The sequence below is a fragment of the Mesorhizobium sp. M0276 genome (assembly GCF_040321755.1).
Lineage (GTDB): Bacteria > Pseudomonadota > Alphaproteobacteria > Rhizobiales > Rhizobiaceae > Mesorhizobium.
Map to the genome: position 1 here is coordinate 1 of NZ_JAMYSC010000053.1, position 23,312 is coordinate 23,312.

General features: G+C 61.2%; 25 protein-coding genes and 1 pseudogene. 6 read left to right on the forward strand and 20 right to left on the reverse strand.

Annotated features, from left to right (window positions below; translation table 11 throughout):
- Positions 1-342 precede the first annotated feature (342 nt).
- The 4 genes and pseudogenes from NKJ01_RS29270 to NKJ01_RS29285 all read left to right on the forward strand — a co-directional run.
- Positions 343-684, forward strand: a pseudogene (locus NKJ01_RS29270) (glycosyltransferase); the annotation flags it as partial.
- A 344-nt stretch (positions 685-1,028) separates the two neighbouring features.
- Positions 1,029-1,394 carry a PRC-barrel domain-containing protein gene (locus NKJ01_RS29275; protein ID WP_023758279.1) on the forward strand — a complete coding sequence of 122 codons (366 nt, stop codon included), beginning with the start codon at positions 1,029-1,031 and terminating at the stop codon, positions 1,392-1,394.
- Between the two features lie 520 nt (positions 1,395-1,914).
- Positions 1,915-2,211, forward strand: coding sequence for a hypothetical protein (locus NKJ01_RS29280; protein WP_352487420.1), 297 nt, complete (start codon positions 1,915-1,917; stop codon positions 2,209-2,211).
- Between the two features lie 154 nt (positions 2,212-2,365).
- Positions 2,366-2,740 (forward strand): c-type cytochrome, encoded by a 375-nt coding sequence (locus NKJ01_RS29285; protein WP_023758284.1) that lies wholly within the window; start codon positions 2,366-2,368, stop codon positions 2,738-2,740.
- Positions 2,741-2,789: 49 nt separating this feature from the next.
- Here the strand turns inward: NKJ01_RS29285 and NKJ01_RS29290 are convergent, their stop codons facing one another.
- The 5 genes from NKJ01_RS29290 to coxB form a co-directional block, all read right to left on the reverse strand.
- The gene (locus tag NKJ01_RS29290) at positions 2,790-3,998 is read right to left on the reverse strand and encodes a c-type cytochrome (protein ID WP_352487417.1); all 1,209 of its coding nucleotides are present in this window, start codon (positions 3,996-3,998) and stop codon (positions 2,790-2,792) included.
- 239 nt (positions 3,999-4,237) lie between these two features.
- A complete protein-coding gene (locus NKJ01_RS29295) occupies positions 4,238-4,579 on the reverse strand; it encodes a hypothetical protein (protein ID WP_023758286.1) in 342 nt (113 codons plus the stop codon).
- 1 nt (position 4,580) lies between these two features.
- Positions 4,581-5,183, reverse strand: coding sequence for a cytochrome c oxidase subunit 3 (locus NKJ01_RS29300; RefSeq protein ID WP_352733477.1), 603 nt, complete (start codon positions 5,181-5,183; stop codon positions 4,581-4,583).
- Complete coding sequence (ctaD, locus tag NKJ01_RS29305; RefSeq protein WP_352487413.1) at positions 5,180-7,123, reverse strand: cytochrome c oxidase subunit I; 1,944 nt, start codon at positions 7,121-7,123, stop codon at positions 5,180-5,182. Before ctaD ends, NKJ01_RS29300 begins: the two co-directional genes overlap by 4 nt.
- Entirely contained in the window at positions 7,120-8,127 is a 1,008-nt protein-coding gene (gene coxB, locus NKJ01_RS29310; protein ID WP_502904953.1) for a cytochrome c oxidase subunit II, read from the reverse strand. Before coxB ends, ctaD begins: the two co-directional genes overlap by 4 nt.
- Before the next feature lie 309 nt (positions 8,128-8,436).
- Between coxB and NKJ01_RS29315 the strand changes: the two genes are divergently transcribed.
- Positions 8,437-8,739: a hypothetical protein gene (locus tag NKJ01_RS29315; RefSeq protein ID WP_352487409.1), complete on the forward strand. Its 303-nt coding sequence runs from the start codon at positions 8,437-8,439 to the stop codon at positions 8,737-8,739.
- Between the two features lie 206 nt (positions 8,740-8,945).
- A complete protein-coding gene (locus tag NKJ01_RS29320) occupies positions 8,946-9,500 on the forward strand; it encodes a sigma-70 family RNA polymerase sigma factor (RefSeq protein ID WP_352487408.1) in 555 nt (184 codons plus the stop codon).
- A gap of 9 nt (positions 9,501-9,509) precedes the next feature.
- On the opposite strand, the gene NKJ01_RS29325 is transcribed toward NKJ01_RS29320, so the two are convergent.
- The 15 genes from NKJ01_RS29325 to NKJ01_RS29395 all read right to left on the reverse strand — a co-directional run bounded on the left by NKJ01_RS29325 (position 9,510) and on the right by NKJ01_RS29395 (position 23,312).
- Positions 9,510-9,689 carry a hypothetical protein gene (locus NKJ01_RS29325; RefSeq protein ID WP_023758292.1) on the reverse strand — a complete coding sequence of 60 codons (180 nt, stop codon included), beginning with the start codon at positions 9,687-9,689 and terminating at the stop codon, positions 9,510-9,512.
- Between the two features lie 292 nt (positions 9,690-9,981).
- Positions 9,982-10,893 (reverse strand): class I SAM-dependent methyltransferase, encoded by a 912-nt coding sequence (locus NKJ01_RS29330; protein ID WP_352733485.1) that lies wholly within the window; start codon positions 10,891-10,893, stop codon positions 9,982-9,984.
- Between the two features lie 56 nt (positions 10,894-10,949).
- Positions 10,950-11,939: a GNAT family N-acetyltransferase gene (locus NKJ01_RS29335; RefSeq protein ID WP_352487404.1), complete on the reverse strand. Its 990-nt coding sequence runs from the start codon at positions 11,937-11,939 to the stop codon at positions 10,950-10,952.
- 6 nt (positions 11,940-11,945) lie between these two features.
- On the reverse strand, positions 11,946-13,013 hold the full coding sequence (locus NKJ01_RS29340) for a glycosyltransferase (RefSeq protein WP_352487403.1): 1,068 nt from the start codon (positions 13,011-13,013) through the stop codon (positions 11,946-11,948).
- A 127-nt stretch (positions 13,014-13,140) separates the two neighbouring features.
- The gene (locus NKJ01_RS29345; protein WP_023758296.1) at positions 13,141-14,073 is read right to left on the reverse strand and encodes a glycosyl hydrolase; all 933 of its coding nucleotides are present in this window, start codon (positions 14,071-14,073) and stop codon (positions 13,141-13,143) included.
- Complete coding sequence (locus NKJ01_RS29350) at positions 14,066-14,827, reverse strand: TIGR04290 family methyltransferase (RefSeq protein WP_023758297.1); 762 nt, start codon at positions 14,825-14,827, stop codon at positions 14,066-14,068. The genes NKJ01_RS29345 and NKJ01_RS29350 overlap by 8 nt, the downstream gene beginning before the upstream one ends.
- 2 nt (positions 14,828-14,829) lie before the next feature.
- On the reverse strand, positions 14,830-15,636 hold the full coding sequence (locus NKJ01_RS29355; RefSeq protein ID WP_352487400.1) for a nucleotidyltransferase family protein: 807 nt from the start codon (positions 15,634-15,636) through the stop codon (positions 14,830-14,832).
- A complete protein-coding gene (locus NKJ01_RS29360; RefSeq protein ID WP_352733490.1) occupies positions 15,636-16,739 on the reverse strand; it encodes a CgeB family protein in 1,104 nt (367 codons plus the stop codon). The genes NKJ01_RS29355 and NKJ01_RS29360 overlap by 1 nt, the downstream gene beginning before the upstream one ends.
- Before the next feature lie 13 nt (positions 16,740-16,752).
- Positions 16,753-17,349 (reverse strand): histidine phosphatase family protein, encoded by a 597-nt coding sequence (locus NKJ01_RS29365; protein WP_352487396.1) that lies wholly within the window; start codon positions 17,347-17,349, stop codon positions 16,753-16,755.
- A complete protein-coding gene (locus NKJ01_RS29370; RefSeq protein WP_023758301.1) occupies positions 17,346-18,449 on the reverse strand; it encodes an inositol-3-phosphate synthase in 1,104 nt (367 codons plus the stop codon). The genes NKJ01_RS29365 and NKJ01_RS29370 overlap by 4 nt, the downstream gene beginning before the upstream one ends.
- Positions 18,450-18,594: 145 nt before the next feature.
- Entirely contained in the window at positions 18,595-18,795 is a 201-nt protein-coding gene (locus tag NKJ01_RS29375; RefSeq protein WP_352487395.1) for a hypothetical protein, read from the reverse strand.
- A gap of 122 nt (positions 18,796-18,917) precedes the next feature.
- Entirely contained in the window at positions 18,918-19,994 is a 1,077-nt protein-coding gene (locus tag NKJ01_RS29380; RefSeq protein ID WP_352487439.1) for a UDP-glucuronic acid decarboxylase family protein, read from the reverse strand.
- Entirely contained in the window at positions 19,991-21,094 is a 1,104-nt protein-coding gene (locus tag NKJ01_RS29385; RefSeq protein WP_023758304.1) for a CgeB family protein, read from the reverse strand. The genes NKJ01_RS29380 and NKJ01_RS29385 overlap by 4 nt, the downstream gene beginning before the upstream one ends.
- Positions 21,091-22,185 carry a CgeB family protein gene (locus NKJ01_RS29390; RefSeq protein WP_023758305.1) on the reverse strand — a complete coding sequence of 365 codons (1,095 nt, stop codon included), beginning with the start codon at positions 22,183-22,185 and terminating at the stop codon, positions 21,091-21,093. Before NKJ01_RS29390 ends, NKJ01_RS29385 begins: the two co-directional genes overlap by 4 nt.
- Complete coding sequence (locus tag NKJ01_RS29395; protein WP_352733494.1) at positions 22,182-23,312, reverse strand: CgeB family protein; 1,131 nt, start codon at positions 23,310-23,312, stop codon at positions 22,182-22,184. Before NKJ01_RS29395 ends, NKJ01_RS29390 begins: the two co-directional genes overlap by 4 nt.

Genomic DNA, 23,312 nt, shown 5'->3' on the forward strand with positions numbered 1-23,312 from the left:
ACTCGCAGACGTGATTTTCGATCCGCGCTGACGCACGCGGGACCGCTGTTCCTTCGGCAAGTCACCTCGGTTCATCGCTCATGGCGACAAGATTCCACAGCACGACCCGATCGACGCCTGCTGCTCACTTGGAGACGGCCATGGCCCTGTTCGGTGTATCTATGCACGTGTTCGGCTGTGCCGGGCCTGTTCAGCCGAGACGTTACGGCTCGCGCCGATGTCCGTCCCTTGTCGTTGTTCGGGGCCGCGTCTCGGCGCAGCGATTGTTCCCGGACAAATCAGCAATCCGAAAGTTGGCAGTGATGTGAATAGGTGAAGGAGGGTCGTGCCATCGCCGATTGTTTGAAGGCTGACTTCCGCTTTCAGGTATTCCGCAGAGCCCAGATCGCACCTCTGATCGAGTCGGTACCGCCGAGGCTTTATGGAGGGACTGAGCGTATCGTTTCCTATTTGACGGAAGAGCTGGTTCGACAGGGCCACGAAGTGACGTTGTTCGCCAGCGGCGATTCAAGCACCTCGGCCGAACTGGTCGCGTGTTGCAATGCTGCACTACGGCTGAACCCTAGCGCCCAGAACCATGTTCCGTATGACGTCATGATGCTTGAAAAGGTTCGCAGACGGGCGAATGAATTCGATGTGCTGCATTTTCACGTCGATGTTCTCCACTTTCCAATGATCCGTGAGTTAATTTCGACGCGCCTTTTTCCGGAGCAGAGGCGGTGAGGGTACCCTCGTCGCCTTTCGCTACCGTTCGACTAGGACAAGGAATTCCGTTATCGGCAGGCGTTATCGCGGCCATGAATCCGACGAGGCGGAGAAGCCGTCGGCATACCTGCGGCGCTCGGTTCCCTTGCCGAGCCGGCGATGTGCAACAATGCGAGTGGAATTTTCGCGGCCGTGTAACGACGTGCTGTGCGACGGCCACTCCGTCGAGTCCGGACCGCAGAGCACCAGCAGTTTTTTTGGGAACATCAGCGCCGACTGGCCGTTTGGGGGGTATCTGACTTGGACAGAGAGGAGCTCAAGAAATGCCAACTCCGAGTGGCCATACCGACGCCATCCGCGCCTCGCGCGTAATTGGCACAACTGTCTACAACACGGCGGGCGAGGAAATTGGTACGATCGACGACGTGATGCTCGAAAAGACCGCGAATGGCATCATGTTCGCAGTGATTTCCTTTGGCGGTTTTCTGGGCATCGGTGAAAGATACCACGCGGTGCCATGGTCCCTCTTGGATTATGATCCGGACCGCGGCGGATACGTTGTCTCTTTCAGCACAGATCAGCTCAAGGCCGCGCCGGCCTACTCGATCGATGAACTCACCGTCGATGATGGAAGGCCGGCCCGCGAAGCTTCGTATCGATATTGGAGGGTCGAACCCTACTGGCACTGATCTTGATGCCAGCCCTTGTGGCGTATGCTGATGTGGGCGCGCGCATGCGCCCCCCCGTCGTCACATCCGAAGGACCAGCACTCGAAAAGCGGCGATCCGAGGCAGCGAGGTTCTTCCAGATGGTGTGCCGCCAGACGGCGACAGTCGCAACGCCACCGAGAAGAGTGGTGAATTGCCCGACGAAGAGGACGATAACGCGTACCAGAACAGCGACGAAGCGCTGCCGGATGACGAGGAAGAGCGTCTCATTTCGCAGAACCCCTCGAAGCTGGACATCGACGAGCCGTAGAATTCCCTCAGTCGCAAAGCTGAACGGCGACGGTCTCGAACACTCCGTAATTCGAAGCGCCCGAACCTGCCGACTGATGGTCAGCTCTTTTGTGCACCACCAACGAATTCAACGGCAGGGCAGTTGAAATCCGGGGTGAAAAAACCTGACCGAACACAATTCTATTCAAGGGAACCTCTCCGAAAAATGCTCGTTGGTTGTGGCAATGCACATGAACCGATGGAGGCTTACATGATTACGAAAATCCTCTCCGCGTCCCTGCTCACCATCGCCTTGGCTACCTCGGCCATGGCGCAATCGAATGGTTCAAGTTCCACCACGACCCAGGCGGGCAGCACGACCGGCACCAACGGCACCATGGGCACCGGCTCCGGTACGCCGACAACATCTGTCGATCCAAACGCGACAAATTCGACGAGGGCCCCAAACGGCATGAATGATCGCTGCAAGGACACGGCGGGCAACGATGTCGACAACAACACAGCCAGCGGCACGGCAACGTCGAACGTTCAGAACTGCAACAAATAAGCTCCTGCCTGAAAGCGCTGCCGGTTTGTTCACTTCCAGTGAATGCACAACCGGCAGCATGTTCACGGCTGCAAGAGAAGGTGGCGGATCCATGGGTCGACAGCCTGCGTCCATCCGGCAAGCAAGGTCGGGGCTCTTATGGACGGAGGGCATATTGGCGGCCGTCGGCCTCGGCTTGGCGGTCTGGTTCGTCCAGGCAAACCACCGCGAGAGCCTGCGCGAGACTACGATCATGCAGGCGGTCGGCGGCGATGCCGAGCGCGGCATTCCGGCGATGATCCGCAATGGCTGCGGCGGATGCCACGAAATTCCTGGTGTCCCCGGTGCTCAAGGCACGGTCGGCCCCTCCTTGCGGGGCGTTGCGCAGAGAACGTATGCGGCAGGCACCGTCTTGCGAACCTCTCCAGATGCAATGATGCGCTGGATCAGCAGAGCGCGGGACGTCGATCCGAGGACGGCCATGCCCAACACCAACCTGTCAGAGCAGGAGGCGCGCGACATCACCGCCTATCTCTACGCACGAACGTGAAACGGCCTGGGTGCAGATTCCTCGCTCGCATTCCCGACGGACGGCCGCTTCACATTTGTCTTGCAATTGCTCCATGGCGCCTTGCGAGCAGGAACGCCAAAACGAGCATAAATCCCGCTCCACCAGCCACCAGAGCCTGTGCTGCCAGCAGCATGACCGTCTGTTCTGTTGTCGAGCCCGCCCGCATCTGGCGCACGTCGGCTGCTGTGACGCTTACTTCGGGATTTCCGAACCGCGCGGTCACATAATTGGCAAGGCTCGTCACCTGGCTGTCATCCAGCCAGTCGCCAAAGGCCGCCATCGATTTGCGGCCGGCCACGTCGCCCGCCCTGACGCCGGCTAGGATCGTCATGACGACGTTCTCGGGAGCAGCGGCGCCGAGCACACTGTTGCGGGTGAGCGACGGATAGGAGCCGTCCGCCGATCCCTCTCCATTCACCCCGTGGCATCCCGCGCAGAGCGACCGATAAACATCGGCGCCTGCCGAGTTGCCGCTGCCCTGCGCCGTGGTCCTCGATGAGTCATTGGCCGTGGCAACAGGCGGATTGCTCCATGCGAAACGCGGCCGCTTCTCCTCGCCTGATTGGGCAGGCACATCCCTTAGATAGGTGACCATGGCTCGAATATCGTCATCCGAGAGGTGTTGCAGACTGTTCATGACTGTTTCGGCCATCGGACCGCCTGCATAGGCTTTCCCAGGCACGGCGCCAGTCTTGAGAAATCGAAACAGTTCGTCGTCGCTCCAGCTGCCTATGCCCGCGATCTTGTCATTGGTGATGTTGAAAGCCTGCCAGATGCCAGCGGTGCCGCCGGCAAGCTTGCGATCTTCATCCATGCCGAATGTGGTGTTCCTCGGTGTGTGACAGGCGCCGCAGTGGCCAAGGACCTCGACCAGGTAGCTGCCCCTGTTCCAAGCTCCGGTTCGGCTCCGATCCGGTGCGAAGCCGCCGACATGGACATTCGCAAGTTTCCACAGCCCGAGCGCCCAACGCTGGTTGAATGGAAAGGGAAGGATATTGCTCGGTCGGGGCTGGGCGATCGGCACTTGCGTGAGCAGATAGGCGCGGATCGCCAGCACGTCCTCGCGGGTCATTCTGGCAAAGCTGTCAAAGGGCATGGCCGGGTAAAGATCGGCCCCGTCGCGCCTGACGCCTTCCCGAACCGCCCGCACGAACTCGTCGGCGGAATAGCGCCCGATGCCAGTATCGAGGTCCGGTGTGATGTTGGTCGAATAGACATCGCCGAAGGGGGTTGGCACGCGGTAGCCTCCGGCGAATGGGCGGCTCGGGTTGGACGTGTGGCAGCCGACGCAATCGGCGGCACGGGCGAGATACTCGCCTTTCTGGATTTCATCCGCCCGCAGCTGTGTGCACGGAGCCAACAATGTCAAGGCGACCGTGATGATCTGAAAGACGAGGCCCAAGGGTGCAGGGATTGCGATAAGCCGAAGCGAAGCCTTCCGACAACAGATAGCCGACCGCAAGCTCTTGCGCATGGTCACAATTCGCACCCGGTGAAGATCAGTCCGGCCGCCATTTGCGCCAGCATGATGAGCATGAACAGCGTTCCGATGCCGACCGAAGTTCTGGCTAGAAACGCACGCGTGCGTGCCTTCAGGGGCGGGCTCGTGCCGTGCCTGCGGTCATGGGCGGCGCGCCACGACAACAGGACGCCCGCCGTCGCGACGGCGACACCGATCAGGGAGAACAAGGCGGTGGGGCGAAAGCCGGTGTGGCATTGCCAGTACGCAATCGCATAATCGAGCTGCAGCGATACCGCCCACGCGGTTGGTCCGGCCGCCAGGCCTGCCCAGGAAATACCGGTGCGGATCGCCTGCATCTTAGATCCTCGGAACCCAATAGATGATGAGATAGAGCACGACCCACGAGACGACCACGAAGTCCCAGTAGAAGGCGTTGTCCGACACGTCGCTGAGACGGCGTCCGGCCTTGCCTTTTTGCGTGAACATGAGAACCGCAAGCACGATTGTGTCCCCGACATCGGTAAGAAGATGTGAGGTGTGAAGACCGAGCAGGAACCAGACAATCGACCCGTAGGCATTCTGGTCCCAGGAGATCCGGAGCGCAGGAAATTCCCAGATGCGAACGATCAGGGGAAGAATTCCGGCAATCGACATGATCACAATGCCAATGCGGACCTTGGTGAGATCCTGCCGCCGCGCCCAAAGCTCCACCAGATGGTTGGGGACGACGCTCGCAAGCAGCATGATCAATATCGTCGTGCCTGGCAAAAGATCGGGCGCCGGCGCGCCAATCGGCCAATGCTTGGCCAGCACGGCCAGATAGAAATAGGTACCGATCGCCAAGGCAAAACCGGTTGCTTCCAGAGCGATGAAGGCAAGGGTTCCCCACCACATGGGGCTTGCGGCGCCGAAATCATATGTCGGCAGATGGCTGACGTCGGCGACCGGGCGGTGTCTCATTCCTCGTCCTCCGGCTCGCCTTTCGGCCAGAACCAGCAGATAAAGCTGATCGAGACCGGTATTGCACCCCACACCACGGCCCATGGCGTGTAGATCGAACCGAGAAACGCGCCGCCCACCGCGATGGCCGAAAGCAGCGGCCAGATCGAATTGCCGGCCGATGGCTGGCGCAGTTGCGGCACCGCGTCGGCGACCGTGCTGGCAAGCACTTCGCGGGCATCGACGCGCAAGCCCTCGACGACCGGAAGCGTGTCGGGCTCATCCCAGAGCGGCTCCCTATGCGTTACGACCGGCAGGCGCGAAAAATGGTAGGAAGGCGGCGGCGACGTCGTCGCCCATTCCAGCGTGCTCGCCCCCCAGGGATTGTCTCCTGCAATGCTGCCGCCGCGAAGGCTGAGCAGGACGTTCAGGAAAAAAAGCGCAAAGCCGGCGAACACCACCAGCGACGAGACGCTGATGAACAGGTTCATCTCGCCCCAGCCGCTTGCCGGCGGATAAGTGTAGACGCGGCGCGGCATGCCCTGCAGGCCGAGAATGTGCATGGGAAAGAAAGTGAGATTGAAACCGATGAAGACCAGCCAGAAATTCCAGCGGCCGAGCCTCTCGGACAGCATGCGACCGGTGATCTTGGGAAACCAGTAATAGACGGCGCCGAGCAAAGGGAAGACGGCGCCGCCGATCAGCACATAGTGGAGATGCGCGACCACGAAATAGGTATCGTGCACCTGCAGGTCGAGCGGCACCGAGGCGACCATGACCCCGGTCAGGCCGCCGATCACGAAGGTGAAGATAAAGCCGAGTACGAAAAGCATGGGCGTGGCGAAGATCGGCCGGCCGCCCCAGATCGTCGCAATCCAGCAGAAGATCTGGATGCCGCTCGGAATGGCGATCATCATCGAGGAGGCGGTGAAGAAGCTCTCGCCGAGCTGCGGCAGGCCGGTGGCGAACATGTGATGCACCCACAGCCCAAAGGAAAGCAAGCCAATAGCTATCAGTGACAGCACGATCCCAAGATAGCCGAACACCGGTCGGCGGACGAAGGTGGGCAGGATCGCGGAGACGAAGCCGGTTGCCGGAATGAAGATGATGTAGACCTCAGGATGTCCAAAGAACCAGAAGAGGTGTTGCCACAGCAGCACATCGCCTCCGGCTGCGGGATCGAAAAATTTGGTGCCGACCAGCCGGTCGAGGATCAGCATCGTGCTTGACACCATCACCGCGGGCATGGCGAACAGTATGACGAACGCCATAATCAGGACCGACCAGACATAGAGCGGGATACGATCGAGCGTCATGCCCGGTGCGCGTTGCTTGAAAACCGTCGCGATGATCTCGACGGCAACCGCCAGTGCCGACACTTCCGTGTAGGTCACCATTTGCGCCCAGAAGTCGGGGCGCTTGCCGATTCCATATTCGGGCCCGGCCACCGGCACGTAGGAGAACCAGCCGGCATCCGCCCCCGTGTCGAATGCGAAGGCGATCCAGATCATCAGGCCACCCGAAAGATAGACCCAATAGCTGAAGGCGTTGAGCCGCGGGAACGCGACGTTGCGGGTGCCGATCATCAGCGGCACAAGGTAGATCGCGAACGCCTCCATTATCGGCACGGCGAACAAAAACATCATCGTCGTGCCGTGCATGGTGAAGAGCTGGTTGTACAAATCGGGGCCGATATGACCGGCCTCGGGCGTTGCGAGCTGAAACCGCATGGCGAGCGCCGACAGGCCCGCCAGGACGAGGAACAGAAAGGCTGTTACCATATAGCGCCGGCCGATCAGCTTGTGGTCGACCGTCACCAGCCAGCCATACAGACCTTTCGGTGTCTGCCAGGCATGCGCCAGAAAGGCGTGCAGCCGCGCCTCCTCGAGGCCGGTGTCGCGTATACCTTTTAGACCCTTTTCCTGCTTTTGCCCGACTGCCTTTCCCGCGATGCCGCTCATTCGAGGCTTCCAAGATAGGTGGCGACCGCGTTGAGATCGTCGGCGCTGAGCGCAACACGCGGCATTTTGGCGCCGGGTTTCGTCGACTGCGGATCGGCGATCCATGCGGCAAGCGCACCGGGTGTCATCGCCAGCGTATCGGCGGCCAATGCGCGTCGGCTTGCGAGATGAGTAAGGTCAGGCCCAATGGTTCCGTTGGCCGGCGTGCCCCTTACAGTGTGGCAGAGCGCGCAGCCGGTGGAAAGAAAGGCTTGCTGGCCGCGGCGTTCTTCGTCTCCGACGGGCGCGGCTGCGGCGGCATCTTGCCTCGATCGCCACATGTCGAACGCCTCGCGGCTTTCCGCGATGACGGTGATGGCCATATGGGCGTGCTGGTAGCCGCAGAACTCGGCGCACTGGCCTCGGTAGACGCCGGGCTTATCGGCAATGAGGGTGAGTTCGCTCGGCCGGCCCGGGATGAGGTCCCGTTTGCCAGCGAGGCCTGGCACCCAGAAGCTGTGAATGACGTCCGGCGAATCGAGATTGATCTTGACGGGCTCGCCGACAGGGACATGGATTTCATTGGCCGTGACGATCATCCGCGATGGATTATCGCCGGGATAGCGTATCTCCCACCACCATTGATGCCCGGTGATGCGAACGGTGAGCGTCGCTGTCCCGCTCAGCGAGGCAACGGATCGGCCCGCGAAGAAGCTCGTTAACGTCAGCGCAGCCAAGATTAACACGGTCGACGCTGTGGCGCCTACGACAGCGCGGCCGAACCGGCGCTCCCGGTGGTTGTCGATACGCAGCGGCGAATGGCCTGCTCTCGCCCGGCGCCGGTGGAAAAGCGCCATTGCCATTGCCGCCATGACAAGCAGCCATGTTGTCGTCGCAACCGCGCCAAAGGACCAGATGAGATCAAGAATGCTGCGGGCATTGGAACCACGCGCATGGAGCGCGGATTGCCAGTCGCTGCATCCCGTCAAGGCCAATATTGAGGCGGTGCCGGCCGGGTTCGCGATGCCTGCAAGGTGATTGCCGAACGAGCTTCGAGCTGGATGCGAAAGGCTAGCCGATACGGATGGTCGTCTCCGTTTCCTGGGGCGGACCACCGGGCTCGTGCACCTTGCCATGAAGAAATCACCATCAATGCCAGAGGCCATAACGCGATTGGTTGTAAAAGGATGCCTTGGCAACCACCCTTCAGTTCAAGGAATGTGGAATGGCGGGAAGCTGGGCCTGCCGGCTCTAACGCTAGGCGGACGCAACCAAATGGTCGGTCTGTCGTTCCTCCGGCAAACGCCACGCCGCAAACCGTCAGGACCGAACTCATGAAAAACACAGGCAAAACAATCAGCGGAAACCGGACCGTCCCAGGTAAAGACGATCGCCTCAACCAAGACCGCGAAAGCAGGGCACGGAAGCCCAAGGAGCAAGCTGATGATCCCGCCAACAACCATCCCCAAGAGGACCCGGCGGAGGGTTCGCGCCTCACGGTTGAGCACGAATTGGACCGACAGGATCGATTGGGGCGGGGCGCATCTCAATCCACCAGCGAAGCGAAGCGTGCGCGTGACGAATTGCCGGAGCAGGTCAGGCAGCAGACCGAATTGCCGGGCCGAGGCTCGGCCTGACAAAGTCCGAATTTCGCGACCTTGCCGAGGCGGCAACGCGCGCAGGGTAGCGCGCCGCTCTCGCTACAGATGGCGACTCGATGCGGGATTTTTGAGTGATTATCTCGAAGTCAGGAACGATCCAAACCCTCACGCATTTAGCTACGTCTGCGTCACAGAATTCATCTCTGCCGGGAGCTGCACCATTGTCCTCCAGGGGCTTTGCTTTGGCCAACCAAGAAACCGAGCAAGTTTCGATCGTTGACCTGATACCCGCCTTGCGGGCCTTTGCGCGTACCTTCTGCCGCAGTCCGGACGATGCGGATGATCTTGTCCAGGAAACGTTGACCAAGGGTCTTGCCAACCTCGATAGATTCGAAGCGGGAACCCGGATGAAGTCGTGGCTCTTTACCATCATGCGCAACACCTTCTACACGCGCACAAAAGCTGCCGACAGGGAGAGCCCAGGGCTGCTCGACTGCGCCTCCCTGGTTCCCGTTTCGGAGGCTGCGCAGGAGTGGTCGATCCAGCGCAAGGAAGTTTATAGCGCCATCCAGCAACTACCGAGACAACAACGCGAGGTGTTGATGCTGATCGGAGTTCTCGGCGTGAGCTATGAAGAAACGGCCAAAATCTGCGGCTGTGCGGTGGGAACGGTTAAAAGCCGTCTCAACCGCGCACGCGCCGGCGTACTCGAGCGTCTTGGGGAAAATTCGCTGCAGACGCTGCTGGAAAGGCGCGGTCACGTGTCCGAAGGACGTTTGGGCTTCGGCACACGATAGGCGAGGCAGCTAATTCCTCTTTGCCGCCAGCCGACGCTTTTCGACGAGCGCGTTCTGCAATTGAACCGCCAGGTCTTTCAGCCGATTGGGGACCTTCTCCTGCTCTATCGCCGCCAGCAAGGAGGCTATTTCCCGGTCCAGCACCAGACTGACCTGCGGATCAATGTTATCGTCGCTCGAGCGAGACATCGCGTTCCCTACCAGGTTCTATCCTCGTCATGTTGCCAGCACAGAACCGAACTGTTCAATAACGCTGCAGGGCCGTCTACGCCAACAAAACGAACCCTGGTCATTATTTCCACAACTGCGGGCAGCGTCGAGCCGATCAACGCGCCGGGCTTCGTTTATGACCTGCTATTTTGCGCCGAGCGTCCGCCAGTTTGGACGTCGCGGCTCAGCCGGTATCACATCACCCGACACTTGTCGCAGCAGGCGGAAGCACCGATCGGGGCCAGATCCAAATTGGATCGATGCACTGCCGTCAAGTTGACCTCACGCTGCGCTCTTCATCGACGCCCGAACCCGCGCCGGGCCGTAATGTTCCAACCGGTACGAGCATGAAGGCAGTTCCATCCCACAGGCGGAATGGCCTCTCGCCATCGATCACAACCTGCATGCCGTATGCTTCGGCGAGGTGATTGATCTCGGAGCGATCCAGCGCTGGAGAGCCGCGATAGGAGTAGTTCAGAATTGCAGCCATGCCCGGTCGTTTCAGCACGCGCCCAATCTCCTTCAAGTATCGCTCCGCGAGTCCGGCCAGCACCAGATAGGGAAAGCTGTCGACGGCCAGCACGCAATCGAAGCTGGCGTCGCCGAAATCGGCGAGATCGAGGCCCGAGGTCAGCCGGAGTTCCACATTTGGCAGCGCGGCGCACCGCTCAAGCCCGATCGAAATCATGCTCGGCGATATATCGATCCCGACGACCCGCAGCGCGGCGGGGGAAAGCGCGATTTCAAAACGCCCGATGCCGCAGCCAATGTCCAGTATACGAAGTCCGGCGCCGGTGAAGCCTTGTCTTTGCAGCCACCCGGTGATCTCAGCGGTGGCAGCTGAGAGCTTTTCCTCATCGCCGAGGGACGACAACTGGACGCTTGCCGCCGATGAAATCCTCGCTGCCGCATCGAAGCTCGACGCAAGTCGCTGGACCACCGCTGCATCCGTTTCCGCTTCCTCGCGTCGATGGCGAACAGCAGCACCTGTTTCGCGCAACAGCGCCAAGGTATCGGGCCTGTGACGGAGCAGGCTGGCGACCCGTTGTAGCTTGTCCTGGTTTTGAAGATCCGTCGAAGACATGTCCTGTGCGATCTGAGCCAGCTCGCCAGCGTCTATGCCTGCTTCGAAAAGAAGCGCGAGCCTGGCGATGATCGTTTCGGCGCCGGCGCCTTCCGACATCCAATGCTCGATCGCTTTTCTTGCGGCCGATGCCCGTGGCGAATGTCCGGCCCCGCTCACGGGATCGAGCCTCGAGTCCAGATCCTGTGCTTTGTCCATTGATCGACGGCGCCCCAACTGTACTTGTAAGCCTCGCGCCCGCGCAAAAAGTCGAACTCGCTAGCGCCTTCTCGAAGTGCCTCGGTTATGGCGTGGCCGATTAGGATCGCGCCGGGACTGACCTCGGCATAGTCTGGGTCGAAACCGCCAAGATAGGCATAGGCGCGCTGACGATGGTGAAAGCCGTAATAGGCACCTATGACCTGGTCGTCGATGGCTATGAGCCAGCATCGGACAAGACCATGCGCGGCGAGCGGGGGCAGTGCGTGCCTATGGAACTCTTTGACATTGGGGCCGTTCAGCACGCCGTCACCATAACCGGCCCAGCGCGCGCCGTGCAGGCGAACCAGATGATCGAGGAACAATCGGGGATCGTTCTGTGCCGGCCAGACCGAGACACGGCCGCACCCGCAAGCGGCTCTGTACGCGCGACGCAATTGTCGCCGTCGCCGTGAAGGAACGCAGCCTGCAAGCCGGTCGTCACCGGCAATCGCGAGTACGGGACAAGCCGCATGGTTGACGGCCTCGCTGGCTTCCATCGCGGGATGGCTGATGGCGAGGCCGGCAGCGTCGGCCGGCAGGTCCGGTAGAATCCATTGCGACCATTCGATCTTGGCAACCACGTCGGCAATGATGCCGGCAACAGCCATTTCGATGCCGGGCAGGCAGAGAATGTCCAGATAGTCGCTCAGGGAGATTCCGACCGGAAGCAGCCTCGAACCAGAAATTGCCCGTTCCCGATAAAGCGGCGCCAGTCCTGCCAAATCCTCGTCACGCCAGACCGCAATCGTCGCCAGTTCGCCAGGTGCGAATGCTTCCCACCATGCAAGCAGCCAGGCAGGGCACTGAAAAGGCGTCGCCGTCCGGCTGGATGCCCAGAGCCGCCACCAGTGGGGCTCCAGATCGGCAAGGGCGGTGGGATCATCGATCACCTCGCCGCGCAGCATGTCCGCTCACCCTGTCGCCACTGCAGGCCTGCTGTGGCCGGTGCCGAGCCGAGCAAGGGCATGATAGGTGTCGATGTACGACGAGACCATGCGATCGAGCGAAAAGCGGTGCCGTGCCGCGGCGCGGCATGTCTCGGGGTCGAGGTCGGATGACGCGATGATTGCCTTCGCCATGTCGTCGACGTTGTCAACGAGAAAGCCGGTGCTGCCGTGTTCGACCACATCCGGCAGCGCTCCGTTTGGAAAGGCAATCACCGGTGTGCCGCAGGCGAGCGCCTCCATCGCCACAAGCGAGCTGGTTTCGGGCGCTAGGCTCGGAATAACGAGGCAGCGAGCCGCGTTGAGGAACCGGCGTTTCGCCGCAAAACCGAGCGGACCTACGAAGCGGCGCTGCCTGTCGAGCCGCGGCCGAACCTCGTCGTCGAAGTAGCGCGTGTGGGTCTCGTAGGGATAGACCTTGCCCGCGACAGCAAGCGGGAGACCAGCCTGCTTGGCCGCGTCGAGAGCCAGATGGATGCCCTTTTCCGGACAGATGCGGCTGAGCACCAGCGCGAAGGCGCGCCTGGATCGCCTTTCGTACAATTGATCGATATCGACGCCATTTGGAATTGGCGCAACGAGCATGGCGCCTGGCGGCGCCGTCTTCTGTTGGGAGGCCGACACGGCATGCAGCCATAGATCATCGCGCGCCGGGCGCAGGGCGTCGGCGGGATACCAATCGAGCGGCAGGTGCAACGATACGAGCGTCGGACCATCGTCAGGCAGATAGGCGTCGAAATCAATGCCGTGAAGGTGGACGACATCGATCGGCCAACGGGCCCGCGCCGCCGCAATCGCGGTGCGATGAGCCTGTCGTGCCCGGATTTTCGCCGCATCGTCGAGCACGCCTGGCTCGGCAGGCGTTTCAACGAGAATGCCTGCTGCCTTGGAGCCCTGGCAGCCGACCACGATGGACGTGTGACCCGCGCGTACCAGCGCCTGGTCGAGCATCGACAGCACTTGTTCGGCTCCGCCGACCGCGTCCGGCCCGGTCGCGGCGAGGGGGTAGGCGACATTCAGGATCGTGAGTGTCATGTCCGGTCGAACCAAAGCTTCCTGGAAACAGCGATCCGACGCCAGAACGCCGGACCAGAGCCTCCGCCTGACCAGGCCGGAAAATCATGGGACGCCATCGCGGCGGAACATGTGCTCAATGACATGATCATATAGCCGTAGCTCCGAATGCCCTGGCCTGCGAAGCGATCACTCCGGGGGCGTAGCGGCGGATCATCGCCGCGCAGAATTCCGCGAACTCCTCCGGCACGAGGGGCGGGCTCGTATGATGCGGCATCATTCCGCGGTGCTCGGGCGTGAAGCAAAAGGTTACGGTCACGTCGAAATCGGCAAGCGCCTCCATCTGCCTGTCGAACCAGTCCAGGGCGTTCGGCCTGAAACTGTCGGCCCAGGAAAGCCCGGTACGCAGCTGCGTGACCCCCAACCGCTTCATCCAGGCGACCGCGTCATCCAGCCTCGGGTCCTCGAAGTGGAACCATTGCGCCAGTCCCATTTCGGGAGTGTGACGAATGAATTCGTCGAGCGCGGGCTTGGGTGTTCCGTCCTGCCGCAGAAGACCCATGTAGAAGTGGCGGTAATAGGAGGAGCCTTCCGCTTCGCGATGGCGCGTCGTTGCTCCCCATTCACGCGGCAGATCATAGAGGCTGTACCATTGTATGCGTGGCGAATTGCCGAGCAGCAGTTCAGCGGTCCGGCGCAAACCCCAGACCTGTATTTCCTCTGCGCCGAAGCTCGAAACGCCGACCTCGCTGACCCACACGGGAAGATCGGTGACGGTCGAAATCTCGCCAAGCCTCTGGGGCCATTCCTGGATCTGCCAGAGGTTCCAGTCGAGAGGAAAACCATGGACGGCGACCGCATCGACATGGTCGAGCACGCCGAACTGCTTCATCAGCTTCATGAAATCGGCATCGATCGGCGAGATGCCGCCGAGGACCCTGGTCACCGCCGGGTTGGCCACGGCGACTGCCTGAGCGGCCAGGATAGTCATGTCGGCGAAGCGGCGCCATTCGGGGTCCAGCTCAGGGTCCCAGTGAGACTTGTTGTTCGGCTCGTTCCAGATCATCGCGGCTTCAATCATGAAGGTCTCCTTTCGACGGGTAGACGGCGCCGCCGCCGGCGGGTTCGCTTGTGGCGCGGCAGAAATAGACCTCCTGCTCGGGATGCAGCACGATCTCGAAGCCGGCGCTGCGCAGCATCGCTTCGGTGCAGGCACGATTGGGAATCCACCAGTTGGTTGGATCGTCGGCGTAGCGATGCTCGATGAAATGCAGTTTCGGAAATTCCGGTCGATCGAACATATCGTGCGTCCAGAAGGGGTAATTCTGCTCCAGGAGGGGCAGGTCGGAGCTGCCACGCTGCATCGATTGAAAGACCATCAGATCGCCGGCGACATGCTCGCGGACCAGATCGAGGGCAAGCAGGGGGTGCCGAAGGTGATAAAGCACGCCCATGAACAACACGATGTCGAAGGTCTCGCGCAGGATGCCGACGTCGTAGACCGAGAGCAGCTGGAATTCGATGTCGCAATCGGCGATCTCTGCGGCAAAGCGGGCCTGCGCCAGATAGGCCTCGTCGAAATCGATGCCGAGCACGCGGCTGGCGCCACGCCGTTTCATCTCGATCGAATAGAAGCCCGCATTGCAGCCTATGTCGAGCACGGCCTTGCCGGAGAGGTCGGCAGGAATGGCGTCGGCGAACTTGCGCCATTTCACCAATGGGTAGTTGCCGAGGAAATGATCAGGCGCGGTTTCGATGCCTGCCAGGTCCATGTTGTGGAACCACGGGCCGAGGGCATCGATGCGACGGCGGATTTCAGCGCTGGACTGGAGCATGGCTAGCCTCCTTCGCCTGGATGAAGCGGTATTTGCGCGTGAGCAGACAGCGAGAGGGGCAGATCCTCAGCTATGTTCAACGTGGCCGTACTGTTCTCCAGCAGCCGAAGCGCCGCGCGGTAGCCGTTGAAGGTGCCGACGTCGACATAGGCTGTGCCTGCCTTGACGCCGAAGGCTTCGCCCCCGGCTGCCAGATAGGCGTTGACAAGCGTGCCGATATATTCGTCGGAACGGTCTCTTTCGCGCCACAACGCCGCAAGCTGATGAAACACGTGGCCCGGCATCTTGAATGCGCCCCAGATCCAGTTTGTAGCGGCGTCCTGCTGCTTGACCTGGATTGCCTGCACCCGGCCGTCCTGCTCCAGGATGACGGCATCGAAGAGTTCAGGACGGTCTACCGGGAACAGCAGGAACGAAAGCTTGTCATTTGGCAGGCGGCTGAAGCCTTCTTCTGGAAACCAGATCGTATCGGGCAGACCAATCAGGACTGTCTCGTCCGGTGCGACGAGGGGCGCGGCGCGGAAGATTGCGTCGCAAAGGCCAACGGGCGAGGGCTGCACTACGAAGACAGCGACTGCATCGCCATACCCGGCCGCGTAGTACTCGAGAATATCCGATTTTTCCGATCCGATGATAAAACAGATCTTGTCGGTACCGGCACGCACCATGCGGCGCACCAGATATTCGCTCACCGCACAGGGGCGCTCGGCCGCGCCGTCGATACGACTGCCGACCGGCAAGAGCTCCTTTGAGAAGCCGAGCGGTTGAATGCGGCTGCCGCGCCCGGCGGCAGGCACGATGCCCAACATCAGACTGCTTCCTTCAACGGCTGCTGCGGCGTCGAGCCGTGCCGCGCATCCGACAGGATGCGATCGAGATCCCTGGCGCGTACCGCGGAGGTATGTTCATCGAGAACCCGTTCGCGGGCGCGGCGCCGGATTTCGTCGATATCGCTGTCCGGCAAGTGGAGCGCGGCGACCAAATCATCGGTGGTGTCGGCGACGATGATCTCGCTGCCGGGCTTAAAGAAGCTGCTGAGACCTGGCCAAGCGTCGGTGACGATGGCTGCGCCGCAAGCGGCAGCCTCGAACAGCCTGCCCGAGGGACACCAGCCCCTTCTGGCCATTGCCTCGCGTGTGACGTTCAGCGTCAGGCGGGAGGAGCAGAAGAAGGCCGGATGGTCCGCGGGCGGCAGGTGCCTGACGAAGAAGATGTTTTCGCTCCACGGAAACTCCAGTGGATATTGTGCGCCGCCGATGACGAAGCGGCGCTCCGGCAGGCGCAAGGCCGGGCGGACGAGCAGCCTTTCCATACCGGCCTGACGGTCCGCCGCGTAGGTTCCGAGGTAGGACAGATCTCCGGCAAATTCGGCCCTGGGCTCCGCCGGCCGGTGCCGCTCGGGATCGACATGGCCATAGAGCGGCATGACGAGGCGCGCGCCCAGAGTTGTCTTGAGCGCGTCGATTGCGGTTCCGCCGGTATAGCTCAGGACAAGGTCGAAATCTCTAAGGCCCTCGGGTCCGAAATAAGCCGGAAGTTCACCTTGTTCGATGCGGGCAAGCGTAACGGGTGTATCCAGGTCATAGAATACCTTCAAGCCGCGACATGCGCTTTGGGCCAGAAGTGAGGCGTCGACTGCGTCGGGGCAGTAGGAGGTGACGATCACGACGTCTGCCTGCTCGATCGCGTGTTCGGCGATCTGGCGGATGACCTCCCAGTCGGGATAGACAACGATATCGCCGCCGTCGAGATGATGGAGATCGCGCGTTCGGGCGTAGTAGGGCGTGTCGTGTTCGAAGAATGTGATCGACCATCCCATCCCGCCAAGGGCACGGATCAGCCCGCGCCACAGCGTGGCATGCCCGTTTCCCCATGAGGACGTGACGGTGAGACCAAAAATGACCATCCGCATCTGGCTGTCCTCATCAGGCCGCTTCGTTCAAGCGGATCAGCTTAGAGCCCCAGTCGCCGGAGACGATTGTCGTGATCGAAGCGGGATCGATGTCGAAGCGAAAACAGTCTCCCGGTGACAGGCCAAGCACGCCGCAGACGGCGCCCTTGATCACATCGGCGTGGCTTACCAGTGCGATGGCCTTGTTCTGGTGGCGTTTGCGAAGGCGCTCGATCAGCGAACCAATACGGCGCTGGACGTCCAGCATGGTTTCGCCGCTGGGCGTCATCGCCTCCTGTCGGTGGTCGTTCCATCGTCGCCAGGCGGCGTCGCGGCTCAATTCCTCGAAGGTCCTGCCCGACCAGACGCCGAAGTCGATTTCGTCGAGTTCCTCACAGACAATGCAGGTCCCGGTGCCGCAAAGGGCAGCAACCGGATCCGCAGTCTCCTGCGTGCGCTCGCGCGGGCTGCAAAAGACGGCTGCAATAGGCTCGCTTGCCATGCGGCGGGCCAGGCGCAGGGCTTGGGCCTTGCCTGTCTCGCCAAGGCGAATTCCCGCGATGCGTCCGGCAAGATAGTCGCCGACATGGTCATGCGCCGCGTGGCGGATCAGGAAGAACGTGGTCGTCATTCCGCGGCATCGAGCATCGGCTCGTCCCTGCCGGCGATGAAGGAAAGCGTGCGCAGCCGAGCCTCGGCGTCTGTGAACTGCTCGGGTGGCGACTTCATGAAGTAGCTGCAGGGTCCGGTCAGGGCGCCAGCTATGCCTCGGTCGAGTGCCAGCTTGGCGCAGCGCACCGCATCGATCACGACTCCGGCCGAATTTGGCGAGTCCCACACTTCCAGCTTCAGCTCGGCATTGAGCGGCACGCCGCCGAAAGTCGTGCCCTCGACGCGGATATAGGCCCACTTGCGATCGGTAAGCCAAGGCACATGATCGCTTGGACCGACATGGATATTGCCGGCTTCGAGCGGTACGTCGATCTGGCTCGTCACGGATTGCGTCTTGGAGATCTTTTTCGATTCCAGTCGTTCTCGTTCCAGCATGTTGAGGAAGTCGGTGTTGCCACCGAAATTGAGCTGATAGGTGCGGTCGATGCGGACGCCGCGTTCGCGGAACAAATTGGCAAGCAAACGGTGGACAATCGTCGCACCGACCTGGCTTTTGATGTCGTCGCCGACCAGCGGCAGACCGCGCTGTTCGAAGCGGAGGCGCCATTCCGGCCGTGAGGCAATGAAAACAGGAATGCAGTTGACGAAGGCACAGCCGGCTTCAAGCGCGCATTCGGCGTAGAAGCGTGTTCCTTCCTCGGATCCGACCGGCAGGTATGAGATCAGCACGTCCGCGCCGCTTTGCCGAAGCTGTGCACCGACGTCGGCGACCGGCTCTTGCGCCTCCTCGATCTGATCGCGCAAATATTTGCCGATGCCGTCAAGCGTCGGTCCGCGCTCGACGCGAACGCCTGTTTTTGCCACATCGGCAAAGCGGAATGTGTTGTTGGGTGCGCTGTAGATGGCTTCCGCGACATCGCGGCCCACCTTGCCCTTGGCGATGTCGAAAGCGCAGACCACCTCGATGTCATCGACGTGATAGCCGCCGAGATCAGCATGCATGAGGCCCGGGATCGGCTCGTTGCCTCTGGCGTCTCGATAGTATGTGAGACCCTGGACTAGGGAAGACGCGCAATTGCCCACCCCGGCTATAGCAATCCGAACCTTTTTTGATTCCACGAAACTGCCGCCATGTGCTGTTGAGGTAAGTTCCATGGCCGAACTGTCTGCGCGCCCGAATGTTCCTTGCGATACGGAATAATTACAAAGCTTACGCCAGCCGCCCCAAAATCGGTCGCTTTGAGCGGACCAACAGCAGCCGGTCTCAATCGAGGTTTCGCAGCATGTCGGCTTCCTGCTCGAGAATGGCAGCCACTTCCTCACGTTCGAGGTGCGTCATCATCAGGCTAACGCAACATTCGAGATAAGTAATCGAGGCTCTTCGCAGAAAGGCGGCCGTCTCCTGGGCGGCCATCTGCTCTAAGTCTTTGGCGGATCGTTTTGGCTGCACAGCAAGGCTCTCCATGCCAGGTCCTATGGCTCAACCCCAAGTCCGGCAGGATGTTCCGTGTTCGTGAAAAAAGTGAACCATGAAATCCGCCAGACCCACGCCTGCACGCGGAGGAGCTTGCAGGCGATAAGACGGGCTCAGGCCGGCAGGTCCTGCAGCTTGCCCAGAGAGGGAGGGATGGTTTTGGCGATCGGCGTCATCGGGCCATCCATCCGGCTTGTCTCAAGCTCGGCGAAATAGGCAATCGTTTGCACCAAGCCATGCCGGAGCGGTACCTTGGGCGACCAGCCGAGAAGTGCCTTTGCGCGGGATATGTCGGGCTGCCGCCGGCGAGGATCATCCTGCGGTAAAGGCAGGAACTTCAGAGCGGGCCTGATGCGGGCCATTTCGCTGACCAGTTTCGCCAGCTCAAGGATGGTATATTCTCCCGGATTGCCAAGATTGACTGGCTGGCGTGGATTGGGCTCGGCATCCATGAGCCTAAGCAGGCCATCCACCAAATCGGTGACGAAGCAGAAGGATCGGGTCTGCTTGCCATCGCCGAATATCGTCAGCGGTCGCCTTTCAAGAGCTTGCACGATAAGGTTCGAGACGATGCGGCCATCGGCCGGATCCATTCGCGGACCATAGGTGTTGAAAATCCGCGCGACGCGCGTGTCGGCTTTGCCTGCCCTCAGATAATCGAAGCAGAGGGTTTCCGCCGTTCGCTTGCCCTCATCGTAACAGGCGCGCGGGCCTGTGCAGTTCACATGGCCGAGATAGTCTTCCCTTTGCGGATGCTGCTCTGGATCGCCATAGACCTCACTGGTCGAAGCTTGCAGGAAACGAGCGTTATTTCGAGCGGCGAGATCAAGCAGGTTCAGTGTCCCGATCACGCAGGTCCGGGTGGTATGGATCGGGTCCGCCTGGTAGCGCGGCGGCGATGCGGCGCAGGCCAGGTTGAAGATGCGCTCGACTGGTTCCCCCAGTTTCAAAGATCGGCAAATATCCTGCTCCACCAACCGGAAGCGCGGATGATTCATGATCGGTCGGATGTTCTCCATGCGGCCCGTCAGGAAATTATCGACGCAGATCACACGGTAGCCGCACTCGATCAACTTCTCGCTAAGATGCGAACCGACAAAACCCGCGCCGCCGGCGACGAGCACCGTCGGCGTCCGCCGCGCCTTTGTTTTTGACTGCCGCGTCACGATTTTCTCCTGTCTGCCAATCATGCTGCACTCCCGATGTCCAGGACCGGAGGTTCCTGCCTCGACCGGGTCAACAGCGAAACCAATTCGCGAGCTCTTGCCGCGCCAGTATGTGACGCCAGTACAAGGGCTTGCGCCTTCATGGCCATGCTGAGCCTGGCCCGCTCCGATCGGCCGCACAGGATCTCGATCACGTCTTGAGATCGAGCGGCGGTGTGGATCGTCGACTTGGGGAAGAAGCTCTCCAGCCCCCGCCAGCGATCGCTGATGATCGGCGTGCCACAAGCGGCTGCCTCGAAAAGCCTTACGCTCGGCGACCATCCAGCCGTGATCATCGACTGGCGGGTCAGGTTCAGCGTGTAGCGTTGGCGGCTGTAGAACTCAGCATGATCGGTGGGCGCCAAATGCTCGATGCGTTCGACATTGTCCGGCCAGGCCGTATCCGGCGGATATTGCGAACCGGCGACGACAAAGCGTTTGTCCGGCATCTGGCGCGCCGGTTCGAGCAGCAGTGCCTCCAATGCCATCTGCCGGTCCGAGCTGTAAGTCCCAAGATAGCCGAGATCCCAGTCGACTGCGTTTCCGGTTCGATGATGCCGTGCCGGATCGACGGAGCAATGGAGCGGCTCGGCCCGCCGCGCACCAAAGTCCGTGACGAGACGGGCAAGCGTCGGCCCGCCAGTGAAAGAGAAATAGATATCGAAATAGGGTACCTGCCGCTTGCTCAGATAGTCGCAGTCATCCTCGACGAGCTTGGCAAGCGTCACCGGCGTATCAATGTCATAAAAGCAGAATTGCCCGACGCAAAGTGCAGCCAGAATGTCGATAACCGCCTTTCCCTCCGGAACGAAGGAGCCAACGACCACGACGTCGGCCCGCTGCAGCTCGCGGGCATAGTTGCGATGAAGCTCGGCGGTTGTTTCATAGTAGCGCAAGGTGCAGAAATCGGGATCGCGAAGATCGCGATGGTTTGCGTACCAGGGTGTCTCGCGCTCCAGGAAAGTGACGCGATGACCGAGTTCGTGAAGGCCTTTCAGCAGCCCTCGAAACGTCGTGGCGTGGCCGTTTCCCCACGATGAAGACAACGACAGGCCGAGAAAGACGATGTCGAGCCGTTTCCTCATTCCGCTGCCTCCACGGTGGGATGTTCGAAATGGCGTTTGAACACCGCGTCGGCCACGGCAGCCCTCAACGCATAGGTGTGTTCAGCCAAGACGCGGCGAAGCGCGGCTGCGCCGATCGCCTTTGCCCGTTCGACCGTCAGAGTGGCCATGATTTCGGCGACATCATCGCCATCGCGCGCCATCAGGATTTCCTCGCCGGGAGTCAGGAACAATTCGACTCCGAGCCAGGCATCCGAGATCAGACAGGCGCCCGCGCCCGCGGCCTCGAAAACGCGCGTGGCTGGCGAGAAGCCGTTCGCTGCCATGCTGTCACGGCTGATGTTCAACACCGCCTTTGGTGTGACATTGAAAGCGTTGTGATCCCGCGTTCCGACATGGCCGAGCCATGAGACATTGGCCGGAAGCGGTTTGTCGCCCCAGCCCGACCCGCCGAGCAGGAAGCGCTGCCCGGCGAGCTTGGCGGCTGGATCTAGGAAAAACGCCTCGACCCGCGTTTCTCGGTCCGGCAGACGATTGCCGAGGAACGCGAGATCGCAGACGAAACGGTTGTCTCTGGCGACGGGGTGATGCGTCTCCGGATCGAGTCCATTGTAGATCGGCACGCACTCGGTCGCACCCATCGTGCGGTAGGCCCAGACGACCGGATCGCCGCCGCCATAGGTGAGGACCAGATCAATTTGCCGCAGCGCGTGGTGAAGCGGGTGATCCGGCTCGGCACGCAATTGACCGAGGGTCGCCGGGGCGTCGACATCCCAGAATACGGTAAGGGCATCGGCGCGGGCGTTGTCGAGCACGGCGCGCAGCAGCGCATCATCCTCGAAGCCTACGCCGCTCGCCTTGACGACGATGTCGGCTTCGGCTGCGCGCGCCGCAACCTGCACAAGCGCATTGGCGGTCGCTTCGTAAACGACGACGTTGCACCAGTCCGGTGCATCCATGTCGCGGTTTTTCTGTCTGTCATATGCGTCCGGTTCATAAAAGGTAATTTGGTAACCCAGTCGCGACAGTGCCTTGAGCAGTCCGCGATAATAGGTCGCCGCGCCGTTCCAATAGGACGACAGCAGACTCGATCCGTAAAATGCCATCTTCATGCAAGGGCCTCCTCAGCGACGACTGGATTGTTGGCTTGATGACGCCCGCATTCGGCGAGCACGTCGAACAATTCGCGCACCCGGTGGCGGCAAGTGTGTCGCGCGCGGATGGTTTCGAGGCCGGACCTTGCCAGCGAGGCGGCCAGCTCCGCGTCGTTCAGTACGTCGCGAACGTGACGGCGCATCTCTGATCCGTCGCGGGCCAAAAGAAAGTCTGTGCCTGGTCTGAAGAGTTCTTCCACGTCGCTCCACGGGGCCGAAATGAGCGGGATGCTGCAGGCGAGTGCCTCGAACATGCGGATCGTTGGTATTCCCGGCAGGCTCTCCCGATAGGGCCGCCGGGGAATGTGGACGGTGAGGCGATGTTCCGCGAAAGCCTTCGGCACGTCCGCGTTGGCGATCCAGCCCTCGTAGCGGAGGCCCGCGGCGGCAAGATCGGCGAGCGCTTCTCGCGGATAACGGACGCCGTGAACGGTGCCGGACAAACCAAGTTCGCGCACCGGGTTGACGAGGAACTCCTGAATTTCGGCGCTGCGCTCATCGTCGCCCCAGTTGCCGATCCAGATGATGTCGGATCTCGAGTCGACTTCGGGGTGCGGCTGGAACAGTCGCTCATCCGCTGCCTCATGCCAGGTGAACGCACGCTTGCCCCAGCCGGTGCGGAGGTAGGTCTCGCGCAGCGCCTCACCGAAGGCGAGCACGCCGTCATAGTGCTCCAACCGTAGCGCCGAGATCGACTGCGTGGCGGAAACCGCACGATGGTGCGTGTCGTGGAACAAAAGCGTGAAATTGCCCCTTCTCGCCCGCACCTTCCCGATCTCCGCGACAAGTCGAGGGTCCGTCCACTCGTGGACGATGACCACGTCGGCATCCGACAGCCAGCTTTCGTGATCGAAGGCATCCCCATATGTAACCGGCACCAGCTCGGGAAAGTCCTTTCGGAAGCGTTCGACCGCGAACGGACCTTTCTCCGCCAGCAGATTAGAGCGGCTCCAGCCGTCCGCCGGTTCTAGCGCAAACGCCTTGTGTCCGCAGGCAATGAGCTCGCGCATGACGCCCCGCAGGAAATGGGCGTTGCCATGATTCCAGTCGGAGACGACGGAGATACTGTAGAACAGGAAGCGCAT